This is a genomic window from Erythrobacter sp., from assembly GCF_023653175.1.
GTDB lineage: Bacteria > Pseudomonadota > Alphaproteobacteria > Sphingomonadales > Sphingomonadaceae > Erythrobacter.
The window spans coordinates 1-6997 of sequence record NZ_JAMNXL010000187.1 but is presented as its reverse complement, the minus strand read 5'-3'; the positions used below and the strand labels follow the sequence as shown (position 1 = coordinate 6997).

At 63.9% G+C, this 6997-nt stretch carries 6 protein-coding genes and 1 pseudogene; 2 read left to right on the top strand and 5 right to left on the bottom strand.

The genetic code is table 11. From position 1 onward, the window contains the following. Positions 1-296: 296 nt before the first annotated feature. Positions 297-683, bottom strand: a complete 387-nt coding sequence (locus tag NBV68_RS19075) for a toprim domain-containing protein (RefSeq protein ID WP_366068504.1) — start codon at positions 681-683, stop codon at positions 297-299. 28 nt (positions 684-711) lie between these two features. Here NBV68_RS19075 and NBV68_RS19070 point away from each other — a divergent pair, with 28 nt between their 5' ends. Both NBV68_RS19070 and NBV68_RS19065 read left to right on the top strand, forming a co-directional pair. After that, positions 712-819: a hypothetical protein gene (locus NBV68_RS19070; RefSeq protein WP_366068502.1), complete on the top strand. Its 108-nt coding sequence runs from the start codon at positions 712-714 to the stop codon at positions 817-819. Between the two features lie 215 nt (positions 820-1034). Continuing rightward, the gene (locus tag NBV68_RS19065) at positions 1035-1325 is read left to right on the top strand and encodes a hypothetical protein (RefSeq protein ID WP_366068500.1); all 291 of its coding nucleotides are present in this window, start codon (positions 1035-1037) and stop codon (positions 1323-1325) included. Between the two features lie 14 nt (positions 1326-1339). On the opposite strand, the pseudogene NBV68_RS16225 reads toward NBV68_RS19065, so the two are convergent. From NBV68_RS16225 to NBV68_RS16210, 4 genes and pseudogenes are all read right to left on the bottom strand, one after another. After that, positions 1340-3127 (bottom strand): annotated as a pseudogene (locus NBV68_RS16225) (strawberry notch C-terminal domain-containing protein); the annotation flags it as partial. 198 nt (positions 3128-3325) lie between these two features. Beyond that, a complete protein-coding gene (locus tag NBV68_RS16220; protein ID WP_296311746.1) occupies positions 3326-4336 on the bottom strand; it encodes a tyrosine-type recombinase/integrase in 1011 nt (336 codons plus the stop codon). Continuing rightward, the gene (locus NBV68_RS16215) at positions 4333-5244 is read right to left on the bottom strand and encodes a tyrosine-type recombinase/integrase (protein WP_296311745.1); all 912 of its coding nucleotides are present in this window, start codon (positions 5242-5244) and stop codon (positions 4333-4335) included. The genes NBV68_RS16220 and NBV68_RS16215 overlap by 4 nt, the downstream gene beginning before the upstream one ends. Next, entirely contained in the window at positions 5241-6773 is a 1533-nt protein-coding gene (locus tag NBV68_RS16210) for a tyrosine-type recombinase/integrase (protein ID WP_296311743.1), read from the bottom strand. Before NBV68_RS16210 ends, NBV68_RS16215 begins: the two co-directional genes overlap by 4 nt. Positions 6774-6997: the final 224 nt, after the last annotated feature.

The window sequence follows — 6997 nt, the reverse complement described above, 5'->3', positions numbered from 1 at the left end:
GGGGACGCCCCTTCACCCCCTCTTTGGGGCCGGAACGCATGTGGAGGAGGACGGGGGGCGGCTGATTTGCTTCGCGATGCAAAGCGAGGGCTCGTCCCTCGCGGCGGAAATCAGTCGCCCCCCGTCCTTGAAGGGGCGGCCCCTTTGACGGCCGCCTGCCCATCTCTTGAAGGCCGTGCGGGGAATGCGGGGATCGAATGGCCCTCGGGAGAGGCAAGAGATGAGGGTCCAGAGACGGAACAGGAGAGATGCCCCCTGCCCCGCTGTCCTGAGACTGCCCCCTGCGTAGAGTTGCCTCAGCGCTCCAAGCGCTGCCGATCCTCGGGACCGATCTGCTCTACCAGATGCTGGCGCAGTGCCTTCTGACCGTGCGCCCTGAGATCGTCGTTGAAATCCCCGAGCCTTGGCTCCAGCACCCGAACGGCAATCCCAGCCTCGGTGGCTCTGGTGGTCAATCTATCCGACGCACGTCGCCCCGCTGGATCGCGGTCGATGGCAATGTAGAGGCGCTGCAATCCTACCGGCAACAGGACGGCTCCGAGGTGAGACGACGAGAGCGCCGCCCAGACGGGAAGGCCCGGCCCTGCCTCCCGAACGGAGAGCAAGGTTTCGATGCCCTCGCCGACGACAAGGATGTCTTCACATGGGGTCAACCTGACGGCATTGCCGAGAAGGTGACCCATCGCCCGCCGTTGCGTCTCGACAGGTGCCTTGTCCTTGCCGTCGGGTGCAAGCCAGGTGCGGTGTGCGCCTTGGCACACCCCTGCCCCATCGGTGACCGCCGCAATCAGCGCCGGTCTGGGGATGGATCTGGTCTGACCCTCATCCCGATGCCAGCACTTCGGGTGGAAGCGAAGGGCCGTGCTTGAGACCGGCAAAGTGATGCCCCGGCTGCGGAGATAGGTTTCTGCAAGACTGCCTGCGACCGGCACCGAGGCTGCGAACAAGCGCGCGGCGGCTTCTGGTGTCCCGCCCGGGGGATTCGGCTTCTTCGGAGACGGTGCATCCGGGACAATCGGCGCCGGACGGCCAAGATGCGCGCGGGCCTCGGCGAGAAGATCGGGGAAGCGGGTGATCCCGGTCCGCTCACGGATGATGTCGAGGAGATCACCATGATCGCCCGTCGCCGCGTCGGTATACTTGCCTGCCGAGCCCGGTCCCGAGGTCGGCCCGACGAGCCGCACGAAGAGCGAGCGGCCCGGGTTGTTCTGCAGATTGCCGACCATCCAGTAGGAGCCTTCCCGCCTGCCAGCGGGAAGGTAATGACGACAAACGCTTTCGGCATTCAGCGCAAGCTCGCGCAAGAGTTCTTCTGTTTCCAATGACATGAGCACACCAATCAACCATTGCGTGCATGTAGGCCGGTGACCGGGGCGCGCGCAAGCAGACGCTCGAGGATTGTGGTGCCGCTGGAGTCCTTCGGGCAGAACAGGCGCAGCTTCCAGCTGATGATCTCCGAGAAGAAGCCATCGGCCTTGAGCCGGTCTTTGGCGGCACCCGAAAATCCCGACAGTTCTATCCGGTTCACACCCATGACGCGGGACCGAAGCAACTCCATCCCCTCGGCCAGCCGCACGACGGTCTTGCCCTCCAGAACGAGGGCATGAACCTGCGCGGCTGTCAGCTGCGGCGCGTCCCCCGCCAGCGTGGTCGCGACCCAGGCGGGGGAAACCCGGCGCCCGATCATGCGCTGACCGTCATCGGTTTGCAACCGGTAGACGCGGGTTTCGTCCTGGGGAAGTTGCTTCCAGATCGGCAGCAAGAGGCCCGCCACGATGTGGAGCGTGGACTTGCTGAACTCCGGCACTTCAGCCAGTTCCGCGGTCCAGGCAGCGGCGAAGGCCACGCGGTCGGCTTCCAGCCAGTGGGTGTCCTCCATGATCTTCGCAGGAACCGTGCTGGCCTCCGTCGGGCAGATGAGCCTCAGCCGCGGCTCGATAGTGCCGTCATCCAGCATCAGGCTGGTGGCAGGCACTTGAAGTGCGGCCCGGCCCGAACGGCTGTTGACCAGAAGCCGCGCCTTTGGGTCATCGAGCCAGTCGAGCGCATCGGCGAGGGAAGTCGGCGTGTTGCGGCGCTTTTCCGCAATGGTCAGGAGCTGGGTTTCTGCGCCAGAGCCGGGATGGGTGTAAATCACCCGGGCGTCGGTGACGCGGAAGCTCTCGGCGCGCAGCGTCTCGAGCCCGAGGTCATAGACCCCGGCGGCGATGGCGCCCTCGATCCGCTGGTCGAGGAGGTCCTCGAAAGCCGAGAAGAGCACAGCCTGCATGTCAATCGTCAGCGCCAGCAGGCGGTTGAGGAAGGTCTTGATCGGGGGCAAATCGTCCTTCAGCCCGTTGTCATCGGTCAGCCTTAGGCCGGTCGCATCCTCGAAAGCCCCGAGGGAGCAGCCCGTGACATCGCCGCGATAGATGCGGCGATAAAGCTGACGCAGCGCGTCGCGAGCATAGGGGGACTCGAGGTTATCCTCGGGCCGGAACAGCCCCTGCCCACCGGTCTGGCGCTGGCCACGCGTGATCGCCCCGAGCGTGTCGAGGCGACGCGCGATGGTCGAAAGGAACCGCTTTTCTGCTTTCACATCGGTAGCGACGGGCCGGAAAAGCGGTGGTTGCGCCTGATTGGTGCGGTTGGTCCGCCCGAGGCCTTGGATGGCGGCATCGGCCTTCCAGCCCGGTTCCAGGAGATAGTGAACACGCAGGCGCTGGTTCTTCGCACCGAGGTCGGCGTGATAGCTGCGGCCCGTGCCCCCGGCATCCGAGAAGATCAGGATGCGCTTCTGGTCGTCCATAAAGGCGGCGGTCTCGGACAGGTTGGCCGAGCCGGCACGGCTTTCGACGACGAGCCGCGCGGCAGGACCCTCGCCTTTGCGCACGATGCGGCGCGAGCGGCCTGTGACCTCGGCCACGAGGTCGGTGCCGAAGCGCTGGACGATCTGGTCAAGCGCCCCCGGAACCGGCGGCAGGCCAGCCAGCTTTTCGATCAGGGCGTCGCGACGGCGGGCAGCATCCCGACACTCGACGAGCTGGCCATCGCAGAACACGGGCCGCGACGACAGTTTGCCCTCGCTGTCGGTGAAGGGCTCGTAGAGTTGCACCGGGAAGGAATGGGCGAGGTAGTCCATAACGTAATATGCCGCGTCCGCGTTATGCAGAGCGCGGCGCTTCATGTCGTTGATATGATGTTTCATTTTGGGATCTCCACTTGGCATAATCATGATGCCTCTGCTCTCAACCGCAGAAGGACACCCCGACATGACCTCCCCCTCCAACTCTCACCCCGGCGGCGCAGCCGCTGCGCCCCACCGGAGTGGGGCGCACGCACAGTGCTAGCGCGGCTTCGCCCCGGTTGCGGCAGCGAGGATTGCCATCAGCTTGTCCGACGGCGGCCGGAACTTGCCCGGCTTGATCAGTGGGGCATGATGCGCTTCGAGAAGGGCGAGCTTCTCAGTCGGGTCCGCGCGCAAGTACATCTCGGTCGTCTGGAGGCTGGCATGACCCAGCCAAAGTGCGACCTTGCGGACATCACCTGTAGCCTGCAACGTGTGCATGGCGCAGCTGTGCCGCAGCACATGCGGGGTCACGTGCTTGTCGGCAATCGAAGGGGTCGCGCGTTCGGCCACGGCCACATGTTGACGGAGCCGGTAGGCAAAACCATCCCGTGTCATCGGGCCGCCATCGCGGTTCAGGAACAGTTCCGGCCCGACATCGTTGGGACGGACGGCCAGCCAAGCCCGAATAGCAGCTTGCGTCTCGTTCCAGAGCGGCAGCACCCGCTCCCGACGGCCCTTCCCAAGCACCCGGATGTTTGCGAACGAGCCCCGCGGGAAATCGTCCATCCGAACCGCGAGAAGTTCAGACGCTCGCAGTCCTGCGGCATAGGCCAGGTGAAGCATCGCCCGATCACGCAGCCCAGCCGGCGCTCTGCCGTCTGGGGCCGAAAGTAAGGCGCGTACCTCGTCCTTCGTCAGGTAGTCGATCAGCTTTAAATCTGTCCGTTTGACGGGCAGTGCCCTGACCATCATCGCCTGTTCGAGGCAGGCTGGACGCCGTGGTTCAAGGAAGCGGAAAAACGCCTTGATCGCTGCCAGCCGGGCATTGCGGGATCGCACGGTATTAGCTCGACCCTCTTCGATGTGCTCGAGAAAGGCCCTGATCAGGCTGACGTCGAGATCCTCGATCGCAAGGTCAGAAGGCTGTCGTTTAAGGCGTGTGGCCGCAAACCGCAGCAAGAGTGTGAACGCGTGGGCATAAGCGGCGATGGTATGTTGGCTGGCTCCACGCTCATCGGGCAGATGCTTCTGCAGGAAAGCCGACAGGTCCGGCGCGAGCGGGGTCATGCTGCACCCCCGATCCACGTCTCTTCCGCCCTTGCCGCGATCATTTGCAACAAGACGGGGGTGGCTTCGAGATACCAATAGGTATTGGCGATATCGACATGGCCGAGATAGGTGCTCAGGGCCCTCATGTGCCGCATGACTGACTGCAGATCGTTCCCGCAGGTCTCCAGGGACCGAACCGCGAAGGTATGGCGCAAATCGTGTAGCCGGGGGCCGGGACCAGTCGGATTGCGGTAACCGAGCTTGCGGACGATCCGTACGAAGACCACATGTGCTCTCGTCGCCGTCGGTGCGTGCCCGTGCCCGAGCACGAAAAGGTCAGAGCCGGCATCACGGACGACGCGCCGCCGATCGAGATAGCGCTCCAACGCTGCACGGGTCGAGGCATGAAGAGGGACGAGGCGGCTCTTGCCAAATTTGCCCTTGCGGATCATCAGGCCATCTTCCGTCAGGTCGTCGCAACGCAGGGACAATGCTTCCGAGATGCGCAGTCCTGTCGAGGCCAGCAATCCGAACAGCGTGTGATAGGTCTGCGGGCTGATCGGGGTCAGGCCTGGAACCAGCAGCGCCTCCGCCAGGATGCCATTGATTTGGTTCTGCGACAGGATGTGGGGCGCGGGTCGGCGGCGCCTTGACCGGCCGAACAATCCTTCGACTGGAACCTCGTGCTGCACGTCCTCTGCATGCAGGAACATCGCGAAGGCGCGGGCCTGATCATATCGGTCTTGTGCAGAATTAGGCGTGGTCGCACTGCCCGCCCACTCGTGGATTAGTGCTGCGGTTACATGCGGTTCGGTCCGGTCAGCAGCAAATGCGGCGAACGCGCGCAAGGACCTCTCATGTTTGGCAAACCCCTTTCCGAAGGCGCGATGAAGGTTGATGTAGCGGTCGACATGGCGATGCATCATGCTGCGTACCCCGGCCAAGGCTGGGCCACGGCCCCCAGCATATCGACATCGACCTTGGCGTAGATTGCGGTTGTGTCGCGTGAAGCGTGGCGCAGCGCGGCCCCAATCTGATCCAGGTCCGCCCCACCGCGCAGCCATGTCGAAGCCAGCGAATGCCGAAACACATGTGCGCCGGTCGGCAGGCCGACGAAGCCGCCGCGGGAAAGGACTCGAGAGACGATACCGGCGATCTCGGCCGATGAGCGAAATGGGGTGAAAGGGGCTTGGACGCGCAAGAAGACCCCAGCGGATGCAACCACCGGGCGTACGTCTTCAATATAGGCGAGCAGCGCATCACCGACGTCTTGCGGCAAAGGCATAAACACCCCACGTCGGCTTTTGCCGTGCAATCGCAACCTGCTCGCGCGCCAGTCGATGTCGCGGAGGCGGAGTTGCGAGATATCGCCAGCCCGCAGGGCCATCCGCGCGAGAAGCAGGATGATGGCGCGGTCCCGCACCTCAACTGCTGTGCCTGTGCCGCAGGACGCGACGATCTCTTCGATGGTCGAAGCCGGGATCGTCTTTGGGACGGTGGAAAGCCTGCGTCGCACCCCTGACGGCACCGCAAGAAGCAGCGACGGAGCACACAACCCCTCGCCGATCATGAAACGCAAGAATGTGCGCAAGACTGTTATCGTCATGCGGACTGACGATCGGGAGCGGTCCTCGCCTTGATCCAGGATGATCGAGCGGACGGTCGCAGCGGTGATCCCCTGCGGTTCCGATCCCAGCTTCGTCAACCAGCGGCCCAACTCTTGCTGATAGCGCCGGATCGTCTCGGACGCGGCGCCGCGCTCCCGGCGCATCCAAGTGGCAAAATCGGCGAGGCGTGGATCGGCAGGTAGTTCAGTGGCCAACGCGACCGGGATCGACCCTTCTACTCTGAGGAAAGACACGAAGGCGCGGGCACCACGGCGGCGATCCTTATTGCCGGTGCCCTCGACCCGCTTGCCGCGTTTGGTCTTGATCCCGCACTGGCAGTCGTGATGGGCAAACTGCTCGATCAGGTCGCTATCGATGTGGCTGGCCGGAATACGTCGCTGCAGAGCCCATTCCGCAAAATGCCGCGCCTGACTCATGCGGGAGTTATAGGTGACCTTGCCGTAGCCTTGGCCAGCAAGCCACGCGGAAAAGCCGGCCAAATGCGGGCCAAGCCGGGCAACCTCGTCTGGAATGGCCACGTGGCCGGTATCTTCCAGATAGCGAAGAAACCTCCGGACCTCGGTGATGTAAGCGGGGTCCCGCAACTGCGCGGTGCTACAGCGGCCGCACCGGCAGCGGTGTCGCGCAAAACGACTGATCGCCGCAGTATCAAGATCCCTGATCGCGATATGCCGGTCGGCGACCCACTTCAGGAAATGCCGGGCGGCGCTGAGCGCGCCAGCAGACAAGTTGGGATTATCCGCACGATAACCGGAAACAAGTGCTTGGCCGGTGACAGCCCCGGTGGCTGCCGCGCCGCCGGGGTGAGAGTTGGAGGGGGAGGTCATGTCGGGGTGTCCTTCTGCGGTTGAGAGCAGAGGCATCATGATTATTCCAAGTGGAGATCCCAAAATGAAACATCATATCAACGACATGAAGCACCGCGCTCTGCATAACGCGGACGCGGCATATTATGTCCTCGACTACCTCGCGCATTCCTTCCCGGTGCAGCTCTACGAGCCCTTCACCGACAGCGAGGGCAATCTGTCGTCCCGGCCCGTCGTGCGTGACG